This window comes from Gluconacetobacter asukensis (genome assembly GCF_014174375.1).
Taxonomy (GTDB): Bacteria; Pseudomonadota; Alphaproteobacteria; order Acetobacterales; family Acetobacteraceae; genus Gluconacetobacter; species Gluconacetobacter asukensis.
Window position 1 is genome coordinate 294,434 of record NZ_JABEQE010000003.1, and the last position, 22,354, is coordinate 316,787.

Sequence of the window (22,354 nt, forward strand, 5' to 3'; positions counted from 1 at the left end):
TCTCAGGCCGGAGGGGTGAAGCTGACGAGGGCTTCTTCCTGCCGGCGGATGACGCAGGTGCCGGCCAGGAGATCGTGCAGGGTCTGCTTGCGCCGGGTCCATACCACCATCAGGAAGCCCAGGCCGAGCGTCAGGACGGACAGGAAATGGCCGAAATAGCGCAGGGTGGCGCGGCCGATGCCGATTCGCTGGCCGTGGAGATCGGCCACGCGCATGTGGCAGGCCCGCTTGCCCGGCGTGCCCTGCAGGCGCGAGGATTCGAACAGGATATAATAGAGCGCCGGCAGGAGAAGCTGCAGGGTCTCGTACAGCCCGTTCCCGTGCCATGTGGGATGGAAACCGCTGTAGGAATAGGAATAATCGACCGGCACGTCGCGGATCACGTCGCTGATGCGGACGATGTCCGAGATCTGGTATTTGTCCGACGCCGATCCGCCATTCGTCAGCGTGACGGTGAGGCTGGGGGAGAGCAGCAGCCGCATGATCGCGCCCAGCACGCTGAGGATGAACGCGTCGATGGTCCAGGCCAGCGCCCGGAACCAGAAGCCCGCATAGACCCAGACATGGCGGGGGTGGAGGCTGCCGAACGGATCGGAAAGCGGGGGCACGTCGGGCATGGAGCGGTCTCCGCTGGTCGGTCAGCCGGGATCTGTCAGCTGCGATAGGACCCGTTGATGTCGATATAGCCGTGGGTCAGGTCGCAGCTCCAGGCCGTTCCGGTGCCGTTGCCCAGGCCCAGGTCGATCATGATCTCGATTTCCGGGCCCTTCATGTGGGCGACGACCGGCGTTTCGTCATAGCCCGGGACGACGGTGCCCTCGCGCGCGATCCAGACGCCGCCGATGGCGACCGACAGCGTGTCGCGGTTGGCGGGCTCGCCGCTCTTGCCCACGGCCATGACGACGCGGCCCCAGTTTGCGTCCTCGCCGGCGATCGCGGTCTTGACCAGGGGGGAATTGGCCACGGCCATGGCCACCTTGCTGGCGGATTCGTCGCTGACGGCGCCCTTGACCTGGATCTCGATCAGCTTGGTGGCGCCTTCGCCGTCGCGCACCACCAGCAGGGCCAGTTCCAGCAGCAATGCGTTCAGCGCCGTGGCGAACGGCGCCAGCGCCGGGTCGGTCGGGGCGGTGACGGGCGGGTTGCCGGCCTGGCCGGTGGCGAACAGCAGCACCATGTCCGAGGTCGAGGTATCGGAATCGACCGTCGTGCGGTTGAAGCTGCGGTCGGTGCCGGCGGCCAGCAGCGGTTGCAGGATCGAGGGGGGCAGGGCGGCGTCGGTGGCCACGAAGCACAGCATGGTCGCCATGTCCGGCGCCACCATGCCGCTGCCCTTGGCGATGCCCTGGATGCGGACCGGCACGCCGCCGATTTCCGTCTCGCGCACCGCGGCCTTGGGGAAGGTGTCGGTGGTCATGATGCCGCGTGCGGCGTCTTCCCAGCCAGTCTCCGACAGGGTGGTATAGAGGCCCGGCAAGGCGGTGGAGATCTTCTCGTAGGGCAGGACTTCGCCGATTACGCCGGTGGAGGCCAGGAAGACCTCGCTGGCCGCGCAGCCGACCAGGCGGGCGGCGTCGGCGGCATTGGCCTGGGTGGCTTCATACCCCGCGCGGCCGGTGAAGACGTTGGCATTGCCCGCATTGACCACCAGCGCGCGGGCCGAGCCGTCGGGCAGGGCGGCGCGGCACCAGTCGACGGGTGCGCCGGGGCATTTGTTGCGGGTGAAGACGCCCGCGACCGTGGTGCCGGGGGCGAAATCCGCCATCACCAGATCGGTCCGCCCCACATAGCGGATGCCGGCCGCCGCCGCGCCGAAACGCACCCCGGCCACGGGCGGAAGGTCCGGCAGCGCGCGGGCGAGGGGGGATACGGGGAGGGGAGCCATCGGTCCGGTCTTCTTTTCTGGGGGCGGCATGGTCCGACCCGCCGGGGGCCGGGGAATGGATATGGGTCTTTGTAGACTGGTCGCACCCCCGGTTTCATGTGAAACCGAGGGTGCGACCGGATGGGTCGTTACTTCTTGGCCGGAGCTGCCGGAGCCGCCGCCGGGGCGGGGGTGTCGGCGATCGGCTTGCCGCTGGGATCGAAGCGCACGACCTTGACGGCGGAGACCGCCTTTTCGACCGTGTCGCGGACGCTCTGCTGGATCAGCTTCTGGCGGATTTCGTCACGCACGGCGTCCAGCTTGGGCACGGCGGCGGTACGGGTTTCCAGCACCTCGATCACGTGCCAGCCGTACTGTGTGTGCACCGGAGTCGGGCTGATCGTGTGGGGCTTCAGCGTGAAGGCGGCATCGGAGAAGGCCGGCAGCATGTCGCCCTTCTTGAACCAGCCCAGGTCGCCGCCATTCTGCTTGGCCGACGCCTTGTCGGTCGACAGCTTGGTGGCCAGGGCCGCGAAATCGGCGCCGCCCTTGAGCTGCTTGATCACGTCCTTCGCCTCGGCTTCCGTCGCCACCAGGATATGGCGGGCGTGGATTTCCTGCTCCGGCTTCTTGTTGGCGTAGTTCTGGTCGTAATAGGCCTGGATCGCGGCGTCGGTCAGCGTCGGCGTGACCTTCTGCGACAGATAGGCGTTCTGCAGCGCGTTGGCGGCGGCGGTCTGCATCTGCTGCTTGACCTCGGGCTGGCTCTCCAGCCCTTCCTTATGCGCCGCGAGCTGGATCGCCTTCTGGTCGATCAGCTGGTTCAGCAGCATCGGGAAGATCATGTTCGGCGGCAGCTGGCGCAGCTGCTGCGGCATGCTGGCGGCGGCCTGGCGCACGTCGTCGAGATGGATGTCTTCACCATTCACGCTGGCGACGACGGGGTTCGGGTTGGCCGGGGGCGCCGGCTGGGCCGTGGCGGCGGCGGGCGCGGGCGCTGCGGCCGGGGCGGCATGGGCATGAGGAATGGAAAGCGCAGGAACGAGCAGGGCTGCCGCCAGAATGGAGGCTGCCGGGCTGGAAGGCCGCATGTGTTGAGAACCCTAAGATATAAAGCGTCCGAGGCATCATGGCCGAGGCCGCCCGGTCCTGCAAGGCTGGGCGGGACGGGGCTTTGGAAACAGCCTCTCGGGCCGGCTTCGGTTGACCGGTGGCGGTGTGGGTCCTATCTCAGATGCCGCGCGCGAGAATGCCCTTGCTCCAGTTTCAGCCCGTCCGGGGGTCCGGCCGGGTGTGGGGCCGCGCCATTCCGGAAGGTCTACATGTTCGCCAGTCTTGCCCGTGCCCTGTTTGGAACCGCCAACGATCGCTCTTTGAAGGCATTCCAGCGCCGCGTGCCCGAGATCAATGCGCACGAACCCGCGTTGCGTGCGTTGAATGACGCGGCCCTTGCGGCCAAGACGGTGGAGTTCCGGGAGCGGATCGCGAACGGCACGTCGCTGGACGCGCTGCTGCCCGAGGCGTTCGCGGTGGCGCGCGAGGCGGCGCGGCGCGTGCTGGGGATGCGCCATTTCGACGTGCAGCTGATCGGCGGCATGGTGCTGCATGCCGGGCGCATCGCGGAGATGCGGACCGGCGAGGGCAAGACGCTGGTGGCGACGCTGGCGGTGTATCTGAGTGCGCTGGCCGGCCGCGGCGTGCATGTGGTGACGGTCAACGATTATCTGGCCCGCCGCGATGCCGAGGAAATGGGCCAGATCTATGCCTTCCTGGGGCTGACCACGGGCGTGATCGTGCCCAACATGGCCGACGAGGAACGGCGCGCGGCCTATCGGGCCGACATCACCTACGGCACCAACAACGAATTCGGCTTCGATTATCTGCGCGATAACATGAAGTACCGGATCGAGGACATGGTGCAGCGCCCCTTCCACCATGCCATCGTGGACGAGGTGGATTCGATCCTGATCGACGAGGCGCGGACGCCGCTGATCATCTCGGGCCCGGCCGACGACAGTTCGGACCTCTACCGCTCGGTCGACGAAGTGGTGCGGGAGCTGGTCAAGCTGCCGGACGCCTTCGAGAAGGACGAGAAGTTCCGCACCGTGATCCTGACCGATTCGGGGTCGGAACAGGTCGAGACCATGCTGCGCGAGGCGGGGGTGCTGTCCGAGGGCGGGCTGTACGACATCCACAACATCGCGGTGATCCACCACGTGCAGCAGTCGCTGCGCGCCCAGACGCTGTTCTCGCGCGATGTGGATTACATCGTGCGTGGCGGCAAGGTGATCATCATCGACGAGTTCACCGGCCGCATGATGGATGGCCGCCGCTATTCCGACGGGCTGCACCAGGCGCTGGAAGCCAAGGAGCATGTCGAGATCCAGCAGGAAAACCAGACGCTGGCCTCGATCACCTTCCAGAATTACTTCCGCCTCTATCCCAAGCTGTCGGGCATGACCGGCACGGCGATGACCGAGGCCGACGAGTTCGCCGAGATCTACAAGCTGGACGTGGTCGAGATTCCGACCAACCTGCCAGTGTCGCGCCAGGACGGGGATGACGAGGTCTACCTGACCGCGCGCGAAAAATACGATGCCGTCAGCACGCTGATCGAGGAGATTGCCAAGACGCCGCAGCCGGTGCTGGTGGGCACGACCTCGATCGAGAAGAGCGAGTATCTGTCTGAGCTTCTGAAGAAGCGGGGCATTCGCCACAATGTGCTGAACGCGCGTTTCCACGAGATGGAGGCGACGATCGTGGCCCAGGCCGGCGCGCCGGGGGCGATCACGATCGCCACCAACATGGCCGGGCGCGGCACCGACATCAAGCTGGGCGGCAATGTGGAGATGCGCATTCGCCAGGAGCTGGCGGATGTGACCGACCCCGAGGAAAAGGCGCGGCGCGAAGCCGAGATCCGCGCCCAGGTGGCGGAATATCACGACATCGTCCGCAAGGCGGGCGGGCTGTATGTGATCGGCACCGAGCGGCATGAAAGCCGCCGGATCGACAACCAGTTGCGCGGCCGTGCCGGGCGGCAGGGCGATCCGGGCAATTCGCGCTTCTTCATCTCGCTCGAAGACGATCTGATGCGCATCTTCGGGACCGAGCGCATGGGCGGGATGCTCCAGCGCCTGGGCCTGAAGGATGGCGAGGCGATCGTTCATCCATGGATCAACAAGGCCCTGGAGCGTGCGCAGAAGAAGGTCGAGGCCCGCAACTTCGACATGCGCAAGAACACGCTGAAATATGACGACGTCATGAACGACCAGCGCAAGGAGGTCTACGCCCAGCGCAAGGAATACATGGCGGCCGAGGATCTGTCGGCGACGGTGCAGGAGATGCGCGCCGATGTGACCCACGACATGGTGCGCCGGCGCATCCCCGAGAAGGCCTTCGCCGAACAGTGGCAGAGCGCCGAGCTGGCCGAGGACGTGCGCGAGACCCTGGGGCTGGACCTGCCGATCGTCGACTGGGCGCGTGAGGACGGGGTGGATGGCGATGTCGTGACCGAGCGGTTGGACCAGGCGGCGACGCAGGCCCAGGCCGCCAAGGCCGCCAATTTCGGCCCCTCGGTGATGCGCTATATCGAGAAGCAGGTGCTGCTGACCACGTTCGACTCGGCGTGGAAGGAGCATCTGCTGGCGCTGGACCAGATGCGCCAGGGGATCGGGCTGCGCGCCTATGGCCAGAAGGACCCGCTGAACGAGTTCAAGCACGAGGCATTCCAGCTCTTCAGCGCCATGCTCGATGACATGCGCCTGCGCGTGACCTCGACCATGGCGCGGGTGGAAGTGGCGCCCCCGGTGCTGGACAATCCGTTCTCGCACGCCGCCGAGATCCATGCCGACCCGCACGTGCCGGGCCTGACCTCGGAACCCGGTCCGGGCGCGCTGTTTGCCGAGACGGCGGGTGACGTGACGATTGCAACCCCGATCGGTGCCAGTGCGATCCTGCCTGACGACCCGTCGAGCTGGGGCGAGACGCCGCGCAACGCGGCCTGCCCTTGCGGGTCGGGGAAGAAGTACAAACACTGCCACGGCCGACTAGCCTGAATGTTGGCCCGGAAACGCGCGCTGGTGGCGATCCGTCGCGCGTTTCCTGCGCTCCGGTGCTCACGGCCTATCAGGCCGCTCCGCTCCGGTGCTCGGAAGCACGCGACGGGCGCGGCCCTTCGGGCCGCTCTCGCTCACCAGCCCACGTTTCCGGGCCAACATTGAGTGGGGCGGATCGGCGGTTTTGATGAAGATCTAGAGATTAGAGAAGACGGACGATGGCGGGTCATTCCCAGTTCAAGAACATCATGCATCGCAAGGGCGCGCAGGATGCGCGCCGCGCCCGGCAGTTTGCCAAGGTGATCCGCGAGATTACCGTGGCGGCGCGGTCGGGCCTGCCTGACCCGGCGAGCAATCCGCGCCTGCGGGCCGCGATTTCGGCGGCGCGCGAGGTCAACATGCCGAAAGACACGGTCGAGCGCGCGATCAAGAAGGCGACGGGTGCCGGTGGCGGCGACGATTACGTGGAAGTGCGCTACGAGGGCTATGGCCCGGCGGGCGTGGCCGTGATCGTCGAGGCCCTGACCGACAACCGCAACCGCACGGCATCCGACGTGCGGGCCGCGTTCTCGAAATATGGCGGGTCGCTGGGCGAGACCAATTCGGTGTCGTTCATGTTCACCCGGCTGGGCGTGATCACCTATCCGGCCAGCGTCGCCAGCGAGGACGAGATGCTGGAGGCGGCGATCGAAGCCGGCGCCGAGAATGTGGAAAGCACCGCCGAGGGGCATGAGGTGACCTGCCCGGTGGAATCGTTCTTTGCGGTGCGCGATGCGCTGGAGACGCGATTCGGCGAGCCGGCGAGCGCGAAGTTCGACTGGCGGCCCGGGACGGTGGTGACGCTGGACGAGGACAAGGCGCGCACCGTGCTGAAGCTGATCGACGTGCTGGACGAAAGCGACGACGTGCAGGCCGTCTATGCCAATTTCGACCTGCCCGACGACGTGGCCGAGACATTGTCGGCCTGACCGGGTTGTCCATGGTCCGGCTGCTGGGCATCGATCCGGGCCTGCGCTTCACGGGGTGGGGGATCATCGACGTGGCGGGCAACCGGCTGTGCCATGTCGCCGATGGCGTGATCGCGACCGATGGCGACGTGGCGGTGCCCGAGCGGCTGCGTTGCCTGCATGACGGGTTGATGGAGCTGGTGCATCGGTTCGCGCCGGCCGAGGCGGCGGTCGAGGAAACCTATGTCAACCGCAACGGGTCCTCGACGCTGAAGCTGGGCTATGCGCGCGGGGTTGCGTTGCTGGTGCCGGCGCTGGCTGGAATCGCGGTTTCCGAATACGGTGCCATGGCGGTGAAGCGGGCGGTGGTCGGCACCGGTGCCGCCAGCAAGGAGCAGGTGGAGATGATGGTGCGCCGCCTTCTGCCCGCAGCGACGATCAAGCGGGCCGATGCCTCCGACGCGCTGGCGGTGGCGATCTGCCATGCGCATCATCGCGCCAGCGCCCTGCGCGTGGCGGGCGGGACGCGCATGGCATGATCGCGCAACTGACCGGACTGGTCGGGCAGGTCGAAGCCGATCGCTGCGTGGTCGATGTCCATGGCGTGGGGTATCTGGTCCATGCCTCGACCCGCACCCTTTCCGCCCTGCCCAGCCCGCCGGAAGCGGCGCGGGTGCTGGTTGAGACCGTGGTGCGCGAGGATGCTTTCCTGCTCTATGGTTTTGCCGATGCTGCGGAGCGCGACTGGTTCCGGCTGCTGACGACCGTGCAGGGGGTGGGGGCCAAGCTGGCGCTGGCGATCCTGTCCGCGCTGTCGCCCGGCGATGTGGCGGCCGTCATCGTGGCGGGGGACAAGGCTGGGCTGACGCGGGTTTCGGGCGTGGGGGCGCGGCTGGCCGAGCGGATTCTGACGGAATTACGGGACAAGGCGGGCAAGCTGCCGGTCGGCCCCGGTGTGGTGCTGCCGGCCCGGCCGGCTTCGGCCGGGGTCGAGGGCGATGTGCTGCTGGCGCTGGCGGGGCTGGGCTTTCGCCGGGCCGAGGCGCAGCCGGTGGTGGTGCGGATTCTGGCGCGGCTGAAGGAGGCCGGCGCCGGGCAGGAGGCCGACCTGGACGTGGTGATCCGTGAAAGCCTGCGGGAACTGGCCCGATGAGCGAATTGCCCCCCCGCGCGGTCGATCCTGCGCGCATGGACGAGGATTCGGCCGAGGCCGGCCTGCGCCCGCAGACGCTTGAGGATTTTACCGGGCAGAAGGCCAGCCGCGAGAATCTGGCGATCTTTATCGCCGCCGCGCGTGCGCGGGGCGAGGCGATGGACCATGTGCTGCTGCATGGGCCGCCGGGCCTGGGCAAGACCACGCTGGCGCAGATCGTGGCGCGCGAGCTGGGGGTGGGCTTCCGGGCTACGTCGGGGCCGGTGATCCAGCGTGCGGGTGATCTGGCGGCGATCCTGACCAATCTGCAGCCGCGCGACGTGCTGTTCATCGACGAGATCCATCGCCTGCAACCGGCGATCGAGGAAGTGCTCTATCCGGCGATGGAGGATTTCCAGCTCGACCTGATCATCGGCGAGGGGCCGGCCGCGCGGTCGGTGCGCATCGACCTGTCGCCCTTCACGCTGGTTGCGGCGACCACGCGGGCCGGCCTTCTGGCCACGCCGCTGCGCGACCGGTTCGGCATTCCGCTGCGGCTGGTGTTCTACACGCCTGAGGAATTGCGGCAGATCGTCTCGCGCGGGGCGCGGAAGCTGCAATTCGACCTGACGCCGGAAGGGGCCGAGGAAATCGCCCGCCGGTCACGCGGGACGCCGCGCATCGCCGGCCGGCTGCTGCGGCGGGTGCGCGACTTTGCCTCGGTCTCGCGCGCCGGCGCGGTGGACCGGGCGATGGCCGATGCCGCGCTGTCGCGGCTGGAGGTCGATTCGCTGGGGCTGGATGCGATGGACCGGCGCTATCTGCGGCGGATCGCCGAACATCATCATGGCGGGCCGGTGGGGGTGGAGACGCTGGCGGCGGCGCTGGCCGAGGCCCGCGACACGCTGGAAGATGTGGTGGAACCCTATCTGATCCAGGAAGGGCTGGTGCTGCGGACGAGCCGCGGACGGATGCTGGGCGAGCGGGGATGGCGCCATCTGGGGCTGCAGCCGCCGGCCCGCCAGGCCGACCAGGGCGATCTTTTGCTGGGAGATGACGGATGAAGCACAGCATCCCGTTCCGCGTCTATTACGAGGATACCGACGCGGGGGGTGTTGTCTATCATGCCCGCTATCTGGCCTTTGCCGAACGGGCGCGGACCGAGGCGATTCGCGGGCTGGGCCGATCGGCGTTTTCGCTGCTGGAAGAATACGGGCTGGCCTTCGTCATCCATCGCGCCGCGATCGACTACAAGCGGCCGCTGCGGCTTGACGATATCGTGACCGTGACCACCCGGCTGATCGAACAAGGCCCGGCCAGCTGTCGGCTGGAGCAGGAGTTCCTGCTGGGGGACATATGCTGCGCGCGGCTGGACGTCCGGCTGGCATGTGTGCGTGCCGCCGATGGTCGGGCTGCCCGATTTCCGCCTTTATGGCGTGATCTCCTGACCGGGTTGCTGGACTAGGGCGAGGCGTTTTTCCGCGTTTCTGTCCGGGAGGAATTTTTTCCGTGCGGCGGGTGCGTCCCGCCGTGGGGGGTGCTTCTGCTTTCTCCTGGAAGCCTATAAGGAACAGTTTGGAAAGCAGTGTGGGACTGCCCCGACTCGGCGTCGGGAGCGGGGTGCCGAAGCTGTGTGCGGAAGGTGCAGGAGGCGTTTTTGGACCAAGCGGTTAACGCGGCGAATCTGGGCGCGGCTGCGTCCGACCTGTCGCTGTGGAGTCTGTTTCTGAACGCGGCGATCATCGTCAAGCTGGTGATGATCGGTCTGGCAGTCAGCAGCGTCGTCGTATGGGGCATCATTTTCGACAAGATCGTGACCCTGCGGCGGGTGAATCGCGAGGCGTCGGCGTTCGAGGACAAATTCTGGTCGGGCGGCAGCCTGGACGATCTGTACGAATCCGATGGCGCCAAGCCGCTGCACCCGATGGCGGCCGTGTTCGGCGCCGCGATGGGCGAATGGCGCCGTTCGGCACGCATTGCCGGCATCGACCTGGCGCGCGGCGGGGTGAAGGAGCGCGTCGACCGCGCCATGAACATCACCATCACGCGCGAGATGGAGCGGCTGGGCCGCTGGATGATCTTCCTGGCCACGATCGGGCCGGTGGCGCCGTTCATCGGCCTGTTCGGCACGGTGTGGGGCATCATGCATGCGTTCGGGTCGATCGCGGCGATGCACAACACCAACCTGGCCGTGGTGGCCCCCGGTATTTCCGAGGCGCTGTTCGCCACCGCCATCGGCCTTGTGACCGCCATTCCGGCGGTGATCGCCTATAACGTCATCAGCAACAGTCTGGCACTGTTCGAGGACCGGATGGCGGCGTTCGGCACCGAATTTGCCGCGATCCTGTCCCGCCAGTCCGAAGAAAGGGGCTGAATCATGGGCGTTTCCCTCGGAGGAGGGGGCGGCCGCCGCGGGCGTCGCCGCCCCATGTCGGACATCAACGTCACCCCGCTGGTCGACGTCATGCTGGTGCTGCTGATCATCTTCATGGTGACGGCGCCGATGATGACCAGCGGCGTGAATGTGGACCTGCCGAAGACCGACGCAGCGCCGGTCAATGCCGACACCAAGCCGATCACGGTGTCCATCCGCAGTGATGGCGCGCTGTATCTGGGCGACAATCCGGTGTCGTCGGACCAGCTGGTGGACCAGCTGCGTGCGGCGGCGCAGAACGACCCGTCGCACCGCATCTTCGTGCGTGGGGATTCGCATATCGATTATGGGCGCGTGATGGAGGTGATGGGCCGCATCACCGCCGGCGGCTTTACCCATGTCGCCCTTCTGGCCCAGCAGCCGCCCTCGGGCGGCGGCGCGCCCTGACGCCATCGGGTAGGAGAGCCGCAATCGTGGTTCCGCCGCGTCGTTCCGAACGTAACCTGATGCGGCGGTCGATCGTCGCATCCGGCGTCGCGCATATGGTGCTGCTGGCGGCCGTGCTGCTGGGGCTGCCGGTTTCCGTGCCGCCCGAGCCGCCGCCGCCGCCGACCATCGAGATGGAGTTCGCTCCCTCGGACAGCGGCGGTACGCCGCACAAGGCCGACAAGCCGGCGCCCAAGCCCGCGCCGGCCCCGGCCCCCGTGCCGCAGGAGGCGCCGCCGGCCCCGACGCCGCCGGTCAAGGCGCCGAACGAGGAAGCGGCCCCGCCGCCGCCTCCGCCGCCGCCCATGCCGCCGCCGCCGGAAACCCCGCCGGCGAAGCTGCCCGATACCCCGGTGCCGCCCAAGGTCGAGCAGCCGTCGCCCGATGCCGTGCCGACACCGCCTTCCCTGCCGTCGCCGCCCGTGCCGTCGCATGAAGCGGCGCCGCCGTCGCCGCAGCCCGAGCCCGCGCCCCTGCCCAAGATGCAGCAATTCTCGCACATCACGCAGCCGAACGAGGCGAAGAAGGCGGTGCCGGATACCCATTCGCTGCTGGCGACGCTGGATGCGTTCCGTGCCGACCAGAAGCAGACCCATCCGCCGAAGGCGCGGGCGAACCCGGTGCAGGGCGGGGCGCCCGACGGGGGCGGCGCGCCGGATGGCGACATTACCAATGCGCTGAGCTCGGCCGAGCAGAAGGCGATCGGGAACGCCGTCCGCCGCTGCTACACCGAGGATACGGCAGCGAAGGATTATGCGCAGTTCGTGGCCCATCTGGTGGTGACGGTGGATGGCACGGGCATGGCCCGCATCGTCCAGTTCGCGCCCGAGACCCAGGCGCGGATGGCGGGCGATTCGTCCTATCGCGCGCTGGCTGAACGGGCGCGCGCGGCGGTGCTGAGCCCGACCTGCGCGCAACTGCCCATACCCAAGGCGATGCTGGGGCAAACCCAACAGCTCAAATTCGTTTTCCGTCCGTGAGGCAGCCCAGGCGCTGCCCCGTCGGTGCGTTCGAGGAGAAGACCATGCGTCCGAGTGACCTTCCGCTGATTTCCGATGTCGAGGCCTCGCTGCTGGCGACCCATTTCGGTCGTCGTGCCCTGCTCGGGGCCGGAGCTGTCGCCGCCGGTGTCCTGGCCATGCCGCTGTCCGCGCTGGCCCAGGCCGCGCCCGGCGCGCCGGGCGATGCCGAGATCACGGTGGACCAGGCGCGCACGGCGCCGATTCCCATCGTCATTCCGGTGCTGGGCGGCGATGCGGGGCAACTGGTCAGCAGCGTGATTTCCGGCGACCTGGGCAATTGCGGCCTGTTTGCCCCGATCAACGGCGCGCTGCCTGTCGGCGTGCCGGATTTCGGCACCTACAAATCGCTGGGCGCGCGGGCGCTGGTCAGCGGCACCGCCACCACGGGCGCCGGTGGACTGCGCGTCGAGTTCCGGCTGTGGGACGTGCTGACCGGGCAGCAGATCCAGGGCACCGCCTACACCGCCGGCGCCGGCGACGCGCGCAAGATCGCGCATATCATCGCCGATGTGATCTATGAGCGGCTGCTGGGCGAGAAGGGATATTTCAACTCGCGGATCGCCTATATCGCGCGGTCGGGCCCGCGGGCGCACCAGACCACCCGGCTGGCGATCATGGACCAGGATGGCGCCAACAGCCATTATCTGTCCGGTGGCCAGTGGCTGACCCTGACCCCGCGTTTCAGCCCGGTCAGCGACCAGCTTGCGTTCATGTCCTACGCCAACAACCGTCCGCGCGTGTATGTGCTGAACCTGGCGACGGGGCGGCAGCAATTGCTCGGCGATTTCGACGGGATCTCGTTCGCGCCGCGCTTCGCGCCCGACGGGCATACGGTCATCATGTCCGTCACGCGTGGCGGGGGATCGGACATCTATTCGGTCGACCTGGCCTCGCGCGGCAAGCGGCAGCTCACCAGCTCCGGCGCCATCGATACCAGCCCGTGCTACAGCCCCGACGGATCGCAGATCGTCTTCAATTCCGATCGCGGGGGTACGCCGCAGCTTTACATCATGAGTGCCGGCGGTGGCGGCGCGAAGCGGATTTCCTACGGCAACGGCATATATGGCTCGCCGGTCTGGTCGCCCCGCGGCGACCTGATCGCCTTTACCCGCATTGCCAACGGCAGTTTCTCGCTGGGCGTGATGGCGCCCGACGGTACTGGCGAGCGCATCCTGACCCAGGGCTTTACCGTGGATACGGCGACCTTCTGCCCCAATGGCCGGGTGCTGGCCTTCTGCCGCCAGACAGCGGCGGGAGCCGGGGGGGCGGGGTTCTCGTCCTCGATCGGCACGATCGACATCACCGGCTTCCACGAACGCTCGATCCCGGCGGCCGGCATGGCGTCCGACCCGGCCTGGTCGCCGCTGAACGGCTGAAAACACGTCGGAAAGGCGCGTGACTGTGCTTTTCAGGCCGATGTGCAAAACAAGATGCCCGGCATGTGTTACGGGCATCTTGACGGTCTGTCATGTCTGGCGCTAACGGGCGAGTGGGCTCCACTGTTCGTATAGTTCTGTCGTTGGGTTGTTGACGGAACAAAACGAGTGTCGGAACCAGATAAAGCTTACCGGCAACTTAATCATATGGTTCCGTGCGGGAACCGATCTCAGGATCTAAAACCAATGAGACTGAAGCTTCTTGGTGCGCTTGGCATGGCCGTTTTTCTCGCGGCGTGCTCGGACGATACGAACAAGGGCGCCACGACCGGAACCGGTGCTGCCGCCCAGAGCACCGGCGTGACGCCCGGCAGTGAAGCCGATCTGGTCGCCAATGTCGGCGATCGCGTCTTCTTCGAGCTGAACAAGAACAACCTGTCCAGCGAAGCCCAGGCGACGCTGGACCGCCAGGCTGCCTGGCTGGCGAAATATCCGCAGGTCACCGTGCAGCTCGCCGGCAACTGTGACGATCGTGGCACCGAAGAGTACAACATCGCCCTGGGCGAGCGTCGTGCCAACGCGGCGCGCGACTACCTGGTGGCCAAGGGCGTTGCCGCCTCGCGCATCACGACGATCTCCTACGGCAAGGATCGTCCGACCGCGACGGGTGACAACGAGGAAGCCTGGGCCCAGAACCGCAACAGCATCACGTCGGTTCGCTGAGCGAACCGGCCGACGCGTTCGTTCGGCTGAAGGAAGCCGGCCAGGTGTTTCACCTGGCCGGCTTTTTTATTTTGTCGTTGCCTCTTCTTCATGGCTGGATCGTGCGTGATCTCTTCACGCCTTCGGGGAGGGCGTGCATAAGAGGTGGCGTTTATGACCTCGTATCGTCGCGCCCGGCGATCGGCATTGGTCCGGCCGGCGGCGGTGCGTTCATGGAGACATCCGTATCATGCGGTCTGTTGCCTTCCGCCCTTTTTCGCCGTTTCGACATCGCGGGGGGCTGACCCCGCGCGCAAGGGGGCTGGCGATCCTGACCCTGCTGGCCGGCCTGTCGCCGCTGGCGGTCCGGGCGCAGGATACCGAGCAGATGACGAGTCGTGAGGGGATCGCGCTGCAGAACCAGATCATGGATCTGCGCCAGCAGCTTTCGCAGATGCAGTCGGCGGCGCCCTGGGGCCAGGGACAGGGGAACGGGCAGGGCAATGGCATCCTTCCGCCACCCGCGCCCGAGGCTGGCGGCAATGGCGGCCCGCCGGCCGGTGGCGACCTGACGGCGCAATTGCTGGACCGGGTGATGACCCTGGAGCAGCAGGTGCGCGACATGCGCGGGCAGCTCGACCAGCTGACCAACCAGGTGCAGCAGCAGAATGCGACCCTGGCGAAGCAGATCGACGACATGAATTTCGCCATGCAGAATGGTGGCCACCCGGCGCCCCGACCGGCGGCCGGGCCGGATGCGATCCCTGCCGAGGCTGCCCCGGCTGCCGCCGGTGCCGGGGAGGCGCCAGCGGCCAAATCCACGCCCGAAACCGTGCTGCGGGACGGCAATGCGGCCCTGATGCATGGGGATTATGCGGCGGCGCAGGCGGCCGCCAAGCAGGTGCTGGCCGGCCCGCGTGGCCCGTTGCAGATCGACGCGCAATTCCTGCTGGCGCAGTCGCTGGCCGGGCAGAAGCAGTATCGGCAGTCGGCCGTCGCCTATTACGATACCTATAACCGCTCGCCGCGCTCCGGCCGGGCGCCGGATGCGCTGCTGGGCGTGACGGCGTCGCTGCTGGCGATGGGGGACAAGAATTCGGCATGCCAGGCCCTGGCCAAGCTGAAGAGCGAGTTCCCGTCGCCGGCGCCGCGCGTCAAGACGGCTGAGGCGGCCTACCGCACCCGCGCCGGATGCCACTGAGAGCGTGACCGGAGATGCGCGCTGGCGGCGATCCGACGCGCGTTTCCTGTGCTCCGGTGCTCACGGCCGATAAGGCCGCTCCGCTCCGGTGCTCGGAAACCCACGCCGGGCGCGGCCCTGCGGGCCGCTCTCGCTCGCCAGCCCACATCTCCGGTCACGCTTTTGAGCCCGGCCTGTCGAAGGGGCTCCGTCGGAGGGGTGAAGAGGTGGAGATGCGCGCTGGCGGTGATCCGACGCGCGTTTCCTGTGCTCCGGTGCTCACGGCCATCAAGGCCGCTCCGCGCCGAGGCTCGGAAACGCACACCGGGCGCGGCCCTGTGGGCCGCTCTCGCTCGCCAGCCCGCATCTCCGGTCACGCTCCTGAGCCCGGCCGTCGAGAGGGACGCCGAGGGGGGCTGGATTATGGATGATGGTCGGTTTGCCGCCCTCATGGCGGGGTTGGGGCCCTGGGTGCCGGATGGGGCGGGCATGCCGGAGGTGGGTATTGCGGTGTCGGGCGGGGCGGACAGCCTCTGCCTGGCCTATCTGGCGGGACGGTGGCGCCGGGCGGTGCGGGCGCTGATCGTCGATCATGGGTTGCGTCCGGCGGCTTCCGCCGAGGCGCGCCTGACCCGTGACCGTCTGGCGAGGCTGGGCATTCCCGCCGAGATCCTGGTGCTGGAGGGGTTGCGGCATGGCCCCGGCGTGGCCGACCGGGCGCGGCGTGCGCGCTATGCGGCCCTGTCCGCCGCCTGTCGGCGGGCGGGCATCGTCGACCTGCTGCTGGGCCATCATGCCCGCGATCAGGCGGAGACCGTGCTGATCCGCCGCCGTGCCGCCAGCGGGCCGGACGGTCTGGCTTGCATGGGCGCCGTGACATTTACCGGGGACCTGCGCCTGGTGCGCCCGTTGCTGGATATTGAGCCGGCGACCTTGCGCGGCACGCTGCGGCGCGCGGGGCTGGAGTGGGTGGAAGATCCTTCGAATGCCGACCGGCGGGCCGAGCGCGCCCGTCTGCGGGCCACGCTGTGCGCCGATCCGCCGGCGGTGATGCGGCTGCGGGCGGAGGCGCGGGAGGCGGGAGCCGCGCGCATGGCGCGGGACGCCGAACAGGCGCTGTGGCTGGCGCGCGGCGTGACGGTTGCCGAGGGCGGCTGGGTGGCGCTGGCGGAAGACCCGGCTTGCCCGCGCGCGCTGGCCTTTCTGCTGCGTGCGGTCTCGGGGCGGGATTATCTGCCGCCTGCGCGGGCGGTGGCGGCGCTGTGTGCCGATCCGCGGCCGGCCACGCTGGCCGGTGCCTGCCTGGTGGCGGCGGGCGCACCGCTCCGCCGCGCCGGGCTGCGCTGGCTGCTGCTGCGCGAGGAGGCGGCGATGCAGGCCCCCATGCCGGCGGCGGAGGGATGTGTGTGGGACGGGCGCTTTGTGCTGTCCGCGCCGCATGGGGCCGACCTGCGGGGGGTGACGGTCGGGGCGGCGGGGCCGCCGGGGCGGTGGATGCCGCCCCCGGACTGGAAGACGCCGTGGCCGGCCCGCGCGCTGCGCACCCTGCCGGCCCTGTTTCGCGCCGGGCAGGTGGTCGGGGTGCCGACAATGGGGATCTGTCATGATCCGGCGCTGGCCGGGGTGCGGCTGACGCTGCGGCCCGGCGCGGTGGCGGCCGAGGCGGGGCGTTTCGCGGGGGGCAATTGACCGGTGGGCAGGCGGATTTTCGCGCCCGGGGGCAATAAAGACCCTGTGTGGGGGTGTGAATGTCCCTCGAAGGGCCTATGTATGACTAAATCGAGGTAGAGAAGGCGTCTGGCTGCCGGTCAGAAGGAAGCCTTACCTGCGTGTTTCGGCACCAGGCGGAATCCGGGTGGCGTCAAGCGTATGGAACAATGGGCAAGATGAACAATTTTGGCCGGAACCTGGCCCTCTGGGTAATCATTATCGTGCTGCTGCTGTTGCTGTTCAACGTCTTCCAGCCCGGAAGCACGCAGCACGCCGCGCAGCAACTGGCATATTCCGACTTCATCGGGGACGTGAATAACGGGCGCGTGCGCTCGGTCGTCGTGCAGGACCATAATGTCTCCGGCACGCTGACGGACGGCACGTCGTTCGAGACCTATACCCCCCAGGACCCGACTCTGATCCCGCGCCTGACCGAGAAGGGCGTGGAGGTGATGGCGAAGCCGCAGGACAGCGATTCCAATCCGTTCCTGCGCTATCTGATCAACTATGCGCCTATCCTGCTGATGTTCGGCGCCTGGATCTTCATCATGCGCCAGATGCAGGCGGGTGGCGGCCGGGCGATGGGCTTTGGCAAGTCGCGCGCCAAGATGCTGACGGAAAAGCAGGGGCGCGTGACCTTTGAAGATGTCGCGGGCATCGACGAGGCCAAGGGCGAACTCCAGGAAATCGTGGATTTTCTGCGCGATCCGCAGAAATTCACCCGGCTGGGGGGCAAGATTCCCAAGGGCGTGCTGCTGGTGGGCCCGCCGGGCACCGGCAAGACGCTGCTGGCCCGCGCCATTGCCGGCGAGGCGAACGTGCCCTTCTTCACCATCTCGGGCTCTGATTTCGTCGAGATGTTCGTCGGCGTCGGCGCGTCGCGGGTGCGCGACATGTTCGAGCAGGGCAAGAAGGCCGCGCCGTGCATCATCTTCATCGATGAGATCGATGCGGTCGGCCGTCATCGCGGCGCCGGCCTGGGCGGCGGCAATGATGAGCGCGAGCAGACGCTGAACCAGATGCTGGTCGAGATGGACGGGTTCGAGAGCAATGAGGGCGTGATCCTGATTGCCGCGACCAACCGCCCCGACGTGCTGGACCCGGCCCTGCTTCGCCCCGGCCGTTTCGATCGTCAGGTGGTGGTGCCCAATCCCGACGTGATGGGGCGCGAGAAGATCCTGCGCGTGCATATGCGCAAGGTGCCTCTGGCGTCGGATGTCGATCCCAAGGTGATCGCGCGCGGCACGCCGGGGTTCTCCGGCGCCGACCTGGCCAATCTGGTGAACGAGGCCGCGCTGATGGCTGCCCGCCTGGGCAAGCGCACGGTCGCGATGCTGGAATTCGAGAACGCCAAGGACAAGGTGCTGATGGGCGCCGAGCGTCGCTCGCTGGTCATGAGCGAGGACGAAAAGCGGATGACCGCCTTCCACGAGGGTGGGCATGCGCTGGTCGCGATCCTGACGCCGGGCGCCGACCCGGTGCACAAGGCCACGATCATTCCGCGCGGCCGTGCGTTGGGCTTGGTGATGAGCCTGCCCGAGGGCGACCGCTATTCCAAGAGCCGGGCGAAGTGCCTGGGCGAACTGACGCTGGCCATGGGCGGCCGTGCCGCCGAGGAGATCATCTTCGGGGCCGACAACGTGTCGAACGGCGCCTCGGGCGATATCAAGATGGCGACCGACCTGGCGCGCCGGATGGTGTCGGAATGGGGCATGAGCGACAAGCTGGGCATGATCGCCTATGGCGATAACGGGCAGGAAGTCTTCCTGGGCCACAGCGTGACCCAGAACAAGAACGTGTCCGAAGAGACGGTTCGCGAGATCGATGACGAGATCAAGAGCCTGATCGACAGCGCCTATGCACGGGCGCGGACCCTGCTGATCGAGCATGTCGAGGACCTGCACCGGCTGGCCAACGCGCTGCTGGAATACGAGACCCTGTCGGGCGAAGAGATCCGCCAGGTGCTGCGCGGTGAACCGATCGAGCGGGTGGTGGTGGATGATCCGATGCCGGAGAATCGCCGGTCTTCGGTGCCGCCCACGCCGCCGGCGGCACCGCAGCCCTCGCCGGGTGGTGGGGCGGGCCTCGATCCGGCTCCGCTGCCGGGCTGACGCCGGCGGGCTGCATTTTGCTTGCAGGATGGGTAGGGAAAACAGGCGGGGGTGGCTCCGTCTGTTTTCGTTTCAGGACCATGCCATGATGATGGGGCGGGAGGTCGATGGACGCGTTGCGGCTGCTTGAACCGACGGGACTGGTGTTCGGGCAGGATGCCCATGGGGCGGTGGAGGCGGGGCTGGCCCATTGGCTGGCTGGTGGGCCGGCGGCCTTTACCCTGGCGCGTTTGATCGACGGCGATGCCGCGCGAATGGTCCGTGCGGCGGATGTGCCCGCTGACTGGCTGGATGTGCTGGCGCGCGTGACCGCGCCGCTGCCCTCGGCGGACCTCGCACCCGGGCCGCAGGTGATGGGAATCCTGAACGTCACCCCCGACAGTTTCAGCGATGGCGGCCGCCATTTCGGAGCCGAGGCGGCGGTTCGTGCCGGTATCGCCATGATTACGGCGGGGGCCGGGCTGCTGGATATCGGCGGCGAGAGTACGCGCCCCGGATCGGTTGTCGTGACGCCGGAGGATGAGTGGGCGCGCATTGCCCCTGTGCTGACGGAGTTGCGGCTTCAGTCCGACGTGGCGCTGTCGGTCGATACCCGCAATGCGGGGACCATGTCGGCTTCGCTCGGGGCGGGGGCGGCGCTGATCAACGATATCTCGGCCCTGCTGCATGATCCTTACGCGCTGGCGGTGGTGGCCGATGCCGGTTGCCCTGTCGTGCTGATGCACATGCGCGGCACGCCGCAGACCATGCAGCAATTCGCCACCTATGACGATGTGGCCTTTGACGTGACGCGCGAACTGGCCGCGCGGATCGACGAGGCGGTGGCGAACGGCATTGCCCGCGACCGGATCATCGTCGATCCTGGCATCGGATTTGCCAAGAATGCCGCGCAGAATATCGAGATGATGCGGCGCCTGCCGATCCTGGCCAATCTGGGGTGCCGTGTTCTGCTGGGGACCTCGCGCAAGCGCGTGCTGGGGGAGATGGCGGGCGTGCCGGTGGCGTCGGACCGTGATCCGGCCACGATCGCCAGCAGCCTGCCGGGGCTGGCACTCGGCAACACCATCCTGCGCGTGCACAATGTTCCGGCCATGGTGCAGGCGCTGAGGGTCTGGCAGGGATTGTGGACCTGCGATAAGCCGGGCAGGCAACAGGTGCGGTGAACCAGGGATAGCCGGAAGATGACCAAGACCAGAAAACTGTTCGGCACCGACGGAATCCGCGGCACGGCCAACCAGGACCCGATGACGGTGGAAGTTGCCCAGAAGCTGGGACAGGCCGCCGGCCTGCGCTTTACGCGCGGGACGCATCGGCACCGTGTGCTGGTGGGCAAGGACACGCGCCTGTCCGGCTACATGATCGAATGCGCGCTGGTATCGGGGTTCCTTTCCGCCGGGGTGGACGTGACGCTGGCCGGACCGATGCCGACGCCTGCGATCGCGATGCTGACGCGCTCGCTGCGGGCCGATCTGGGGGTCATGATCTCGGCCTCGCACAATCCTTTCGGCGACAATGGCATCAAGCTGTTCGGGCCGGACGGGTTCAAGCTGACCGATGAGACCGAGGCCGAGATCGAGGCGTTGATGCGCGCCGACCTGACGGACCGCCTGGCGACGCCCGAGCAGATTGGCCGTGCCTCGCGTCTGAACGATGCGGCTGGCCGGTATATCGAGAATGCCAAGGCCTCGTTCCCGCGCGGGCGGCGACTGGACGGGCTGCGCATCGTCATCGACTGCGCCAACGGTGCCGCCTATCGCGTGGCGCCGACCGCCCTGTGGGAACTGGGGGCCGAGGTGATCCGGATCGGGTGCGAGCCGAACGGGGTCAATATCAACGAGAATTGCGGTTCGACCCGGCCCGAGGCGCTGTGTGCGGCGGTGGTGGCGCATGAGGCCGATATCGGCATTGCGCTGGATGGTGACGCCGACCGGCTGCTGATTGCCGACGAACAGGGGCGGCTGATCGATGGCGACCAGATCCTGGCCCTGATCGCCCGATCGTGGAGCCGGCAGGGCCGGCTGAGCGCGAAGCAGGTCGTGGCGACGGTGATGTCGAACATGGGGCTGGCGCGCTGCCTGGACGGGCTGGGGCTGGAACTGGTGCGTACGGCCGTGGGCGACCGCTATGTCGTGGAGCGCATGCGCGAACTGGGTGTCAATCTGGGTGGCGAGCAGTCGGGCCACATGGTGCTGTCCGATTTCGCGACGACCGGCGACGGTCTGGTCGCGGCCTTGCAGGTTCTGGCGGTGCTGGTCGAGGAGGGGCGGCCGGCCAGCGAGGTCTGCCGCGTGTTCGCGCCGTTTCCGCAGTTGCTGCGCAATGTGCGTTTCGTCGGCAAGAGCCCGTTGCACGCGCCCGCGGTGCAGGAGGCGCGCCGGGCGGCCGAGGCCGAACTGGGGACGGCCGGGCGGCTGCTGCTGCGCGAAAGCGGGACCGAGCCGCTGGTCCGCGTGATGGCGGAGGCCGAGGACCTGGCGCTGGTGGAGCGTGTGGTCGCCGGGATGTGCGCGGTGATCGGTTCCGCGCAGGAAGCGGCGTAGGGGCACCGGTCTTGGCCATCATGAAGGGTCGCGTCCTGGTCATCGCCGGCAGCGATTCCGGCGGCGGTGCTGGAATCCAGGCGGATATCAAGGCTGTGACCGCGCTGGGCGGATTTGCCATGACGGCGGTGTCGGCCCTGACGGTGCAGAACACCCTGGGAGTCAGCGGAATCCTGCCGGTGCCGCCCGATTTCGTGGCGGCGCAGATGCGCAGTGTGCTGGACGATATCGGGGTGGATGCCTTCAAGAGCGGCATGCTGGACCGGGGCGAGGTGATCCAGGCGGTGGCGGCGGAAGTGCGGGCCCACCCGGATGTTCCATATGTGCTGGACCCGGTGATGGTGGCCAAGGGCGGGTCGCGCCTGTTGCAGGACGATGCGGTGGAGACGCTGATGCGGCATCTGGTGCCGCTGGCGAGCCTGCTGACGCCCAACCTGCCGGAGGCGGAGGTTCTGGTCGGCCACCCGATCCGCACGGTGGACGATATGAGCCGGGCGGCGGAAACGCTGCGGCGCGCGGGTGCGCGGGCGGTGCTGCTGAAGGGGGGGCATCTGGAGGGCGATATCCTGACGGATGTGCTGTGCGAATCGTCGGGCATCGCGCTGTTCTCGGACACGCGACTCCCGACACGGCATACGCATGGGACCGGCTGCACGCTGGCGAGTGCGATTGCCGCCGGATTGGCCCAGGGGCTGGCCCTGCGCGAAGCGGTGGAACGGGCCCGGCGCTATCTGCGGGCTGCGATCGCGACCGCGCCTGGATATGGAGCCGGTGCGGGGCCGTTGAATCATGCGGTGACCGTCGATTCGGCATGGGGTGCCCCCGGCGCCTGAGACCCTGACCGACGCGCCTGCG

20 protein-coding genes are annotated in these 22,354 nt (G+C 67.9%); 17 read left to right on the forward strand and 3 right to left on the reverse strand.

Features of this window, described 5'->3' with window-relative positions:
- Window positions 1–2: 2 nt before the first annotated feature.
- The 3 genes from HLH35_RS05630 to HLH35_RS05640 form a co-directional block, all read right to left on the reverse strand.
- Window positions 3–617: an RDD family protein gene (locus tag HLH35_RS05630; RefSeq protein WP_182978197.1), complete on the reverse strand. Its 615-nt coding sequence runs from the start codon at window positions 615–617 to the stop codon at window positions 3–5.
- Between the two features lie 35 nt (window positions 618–652).
- Window positions 653–1,885, reverse strand: coding sequence for a bifunctional glutamate N-acetyltransferase/amino-acid acetyltransferase ArgJ (gene argJ, locus HLH35_RS05635; protein WP_182978198.1), 1,233 nt, complete (start codon window positions 1,883–1,885; stop codon window positions 653–655).
- Between the two features lie 128 nt (window positions 1,886–2,013).
- Window positions 2,014–2,955 (reverse strand): peptidylprolyl isomerase, encoded by a 942-nt coding sequence (locus tag HLH35_RS05640; RefSeq protein WP_182978199.1) that lies wholly within the window; start codon window positions 2,953–2,955, stop codon window positions 2,014–2,016.
- Window positions 2,956–3,186: 231 nt separating this feature from the next.
- On the opposite strand from HLH35_RS05640, the gene secA reads away from it, so the two are divergent.
- The 17 genes from secA (at window position 3,187) to thiD (ending at window position 22,332) form a co-directional block, all read left to right on the forward strand.
- Entirely contained in the window at window positions 3,187–5,919 is a 2,733-nt protein-coding gene (gene secA / locus HLH35_RS05645) for a preprotein translocase subunit SecA (protein WP_182978200.1), read from the forward strand.
- Window positions 5,920–6,137: 218 nt separating this feature from the next.
- Entirely contained in the window at window positions 6,138–6,887 is a 750-nt protein-coding gene (locus HLH35_RS05650; RefSeq protein ID WP_182978201.1) for a YebC/PmpR family DNA-binding transcriptional regulator, read from the forward strand.
- Window positions 6,888–6,898: 11 nt separating this feature from the next.
- Entirely contained in the window at window positions 6,899–7,405 is a 507-nt protein-coding gene (gene ruvC, locus HLH35_RS05655; RefSeq protein WP_182978202.1) for a crossover junction endodeoxyribonuclease RuvC, read from the forward strand.
- Window positions 7,402–8,019: a Holliday junction branch migration protein RuvA gene (ruvA, locus tag HLH35_RS05660; RefSeq protein WP_182978203.1), complete on the forward strand. Its 618-nt coding sequence runs from the start codon at window positions 7,402–7,404 to the stop codon at window positions 8,017–8,019. The genes ruvC and ruvA overlap by 4 nt, the downstream gene beginning before the upstream one ends.
- Window positions 8,016–9,062, forward strand: a complete 1,047-nt coding sequence (ruvB, locus tag HLH35_RS05665; RefSeq protein ID WP_182978204.1) for a Holliday junction branch migration DNA helicase RuvB — start codon at window positions 8,016–8,018, stop codon at window positions 9,060–9,062. Before ruvA ends, ruvB begins: the two co-directional genes overlap by 4 nt.
- A complete protein-coding gene (ybgC, locus tag HLH35_RS05670) occupies window positions 9,059–9,463 on the forward strand; it encodes a tol-pal system-associated acyl-CoA thioesterase (protein WP_220790546.1) in 405 nt (134 codons plus the stop codon). The genes ruvB and ybgC overlap by 4 nt, the downstream gene beginning before the upstream one ends.
- 192 nt (window positions 9,464–9,655) lie before the next feature.
- Window positions 9,656–10,372, forward strand: a complete 717-nt coding sequence (tolQ, locus tag HLH35_RS05675; RefSeq protein ID WP_182978205.1) for a protein TolQ — start codon at window positions 9,656–9,658, stop codon at window positions 10,370–10,372.
- A 3-nt stretch (window positions 10,373–10,375) separates the two neighbouring features.
- Window positions 10,376–10,819: a protein TolR gene (gene tolR / locus HLH35_RS05680; protein WP_182967710.1), complete on the forward strand. Its 444-nt coding sequence runs from the start codon at window positions 10,376–10,378 to the stop codon at window positions 10,817–10,819.
- Between the two features lie 26 nt (window positions 10,820–10,845).
- Entirely contained in the window at window positions 10,846–11,838 is a 993-nt protein-coding gene (locus HLH35_RS05685; RefSeq protein WP_182978206.1) for an energy transducer TonB, read from the forward strand.
- A 44-nt stretch (window positions 11,839–11,882) separates the two neighbouring features.
- Entirely contained in the window at window positions 11,883–13,256 is a 1,374-nt protein-coding gene (gene tolB, locus HLH35_RS05690) for a Tol-Pal system beta propeller repeat protein TolB (protein WP_182978207.1), read from the forward strand.
- Window positions 13,257–13,502: 246 nt separating this feature from the next.
- The gene (gene pal, locus HLH35_RS05695; RefSeq protein WP_182967716.1) at window positions 13,503–13,979 is read left to right on the forward strand and encodes a peptidoglycan-associated lipoprotein Pal; all 477 of its coding nucleotides are present in this window, start codon (window positions 13,503–13,505) and stop codon (window positions 13,977–13,979) included.
- A 229-nt stretch (window positions 13,980–14,208) separates the two neighbouring features.
- On the forward strand, window positions 14,209–15,159 hold the full coding sequence (locus tag HLH35_RS05700) for a tetratricopeptide repeat protein (protein WP_246384862.1): 951 nt from the start codon (window positions 14,209–14,211) through the stop codon (window positions 15,157–15,159).
- Between the two features lie 402 nt (window positions 15,160–15,561).
- Window positions 15,562–16,827, forward strand: a complete 1,266-nt coding sequence (gene tilS, locus HLH35_RS05705; protein WP_182978208.1) for a tRNA lysidine(34) synthetase TilS — start codon at window positions 15,562–15,564, stop codon at window positions 16,825–16,827.
- Between the two features lie 197 nt (window positions 16,828–17,024).
- Window positions 17,025–18,959, forward strand: a complete 1,935-nt coding sequence (gene ftsH / locus HLH35_RS05710) for an ATP-dependent zinc metalloprotease FtsH (protein WP_275944215.1) — start codon at window positions 17,025–17,027, stop codon at window positions 18,957–18,959.
- 107 nt (window positions 18,960–19,066) lie between these two features.
- Window positions 19,067–20,122, forward strand: coding sequence for a dihydropteroate synthase (gene folP / locus HLH35_RS05715; protein ID WP_182978210.1), 1,056 nt, complete (start codon window positions 19,067–19,069; stop codon window positions 20,120–20,122).
- A gap of 18 nt (window positions 20,123–20,140) precedes the next feature.
- A complete protein-coding gene (glmM, locus tag HLH35_RS05720; RefSeq protein ID WP_182978211.1) occupies window positions 20,141–21,499 on the forward strand; it encodes a phosphoglucosamine mutase in 1,359 nt (452 codons plus the stop codon).
- A gap of 20 nt (window positions 21,500–21,519) precedes the next feature.
- On the forward strand, window positions 21,520–22,332 hold the full coding sequence (gene thiD / locus HLH35_RS05725; RefSeq protein WP_182978212.1) for a bifunctional hydroxymethylpyrimidine kinase/phosphomethylpyrimidine kinase: 813 nt from the start codon (window positions 21,520–21,522) through the stop codon (window positions 22,330–22,332).
- Window positions 22,333–22,354: the final 22 nt, after the last annotated feature.